This is a genomic window from Sedimentibacter acidaminivorans (assembly GCF_017873955.1).
Lineage (GTDB): Bacteria > Bacillota > Clostridia > Tissierellales > Sedimentibacteraceae > Sedimentibacter > Sedimentibacter acidaminivorans.
The window spans coordinates 1-1,358 of record NZ_JAGGKS010000021.1 but is presented as its reverse complement, the minus strand read 5'-3'; the positions used below and the strand labels follow the sequence as shown (position 1 = coordinate 1,358).

The 1,358-nt window shown below is 46.5% G+C and carries 1 rRNA gene; it reads right to left on the bottom strand.

Going from position 1 to position 1,358, the window contains the following annotated elements:
* Nucleotides 1-1,336, bottom strand: a 23S ribosomal RNA gene (locus J2Z76_RS16475); the annotation flags it as partial.
* Between the last annotated feature and the right edge of the window lie 22 nt (nucleotides 1,337-1,358).

The following is a 1,358-nucleotide window of genomic DNA, read 5'->3' as shown; positions in this document are numbered from 1 at the left end:
CCTTAGGCTTTCGATGGGTGAGATTCTCACTCACCTTTCGCTACTCATGCCAACATTCTCTCTTCTATACAGTCCATATCCTCTTTCGATGGAACTTCAACCCGTATAGAATGCTCCTCTACCGATGTACCTAAGTACATCCCACAACTTCGGTAATAGATTTTAGCCCCGGACATTTTCGGCGCAACACCACTCGACCAGTGAGCTATTACGCACTCTTTTAATGAATGGCTGCTTCTAAGCCAACATCCTGGTTGTCTGTGTAGTATTACATCCTTTTCCACTTAATCTATATTTTGGGACCTTAGTTGGTGATCTGGGCTGTTTCCCTTTTGACTATGAAACTTATCTCACACAGTCTGACTCCCAAGCTTGTATCTATGGTATTCGGAGTTTGATAGGTTTTGGTAACGTATAACGCCCCTAGACCATTCAGTGCTCTACCCCCACGATACTTCTCTTGAGGCTAGCCCTAAAGCTATTTCGAGGAGAACCAGCTATCTCCGGGTTCGATTGGAATTTCACCCCTATCCACACGTCATCCCGTAGCTTTTAAACGCTAATGGGTTCGGTCCTCCACTAGATTTTACTCCAGCTTCAACCTGCACATGGATAGGTCACCCGGTTTCGGGTCTACAACATACAACTATCGCCCTTTTCAGACTCGGTTTCCCTTCGGCTCCTAACCTCTCAGTTCTTAACCTTGCTGCACATTGTAACTCGTTGGCCCGTTCTACAAAAAGTACGCGGTCACACTTTCGTGCTTCCACTGCTTATAGGCTTAGGGTTTCAGGTTCTTTTTCACTCCCCTCCCGGGGTTCTTTTCACCTTTCCCTCACGGTACTCTTCACTATCGGTCACTAGGTAGTATTTAGCCTTGGGAGGTGGTCCTCCCTGCTTCCCACAAGATTTCTCGTGTCCCGTGGTACTCTGGATCATATCCTCGTTTCTAACGGTTTCGCCTACGGGTCTATCACCCTCTTCGGACTAGCTTTCCAGCTATGTTTGACTACCATTATCCATCTCTTTGATATGTCCTCAACCCCACATATTACTATATGGTTTGGGCTCTTCCGCTTTCGCTCGCCGCTACTCTCGGAATCATTTTTTATTTTCTCTTCCTAAGGGTACTTAGATGTTTCAGTTCCCCTCGTTCCCCTCATACAGCTATGTATTTACTGTATGATACATAAGGTTTACCTTATGTGAGTTTCCTCATTCGGATATCTGCGTATCGTAGGCTGCTTACGCCTCCTCGCAACATTTCGTAGTTTGCCACGTCCTTCATCGGCTCCTAGTGCCAAGGCATTCGCCCTAAGCCCTTTATATCTTGACCTGTGCTTCGCTTACGCTCAGCT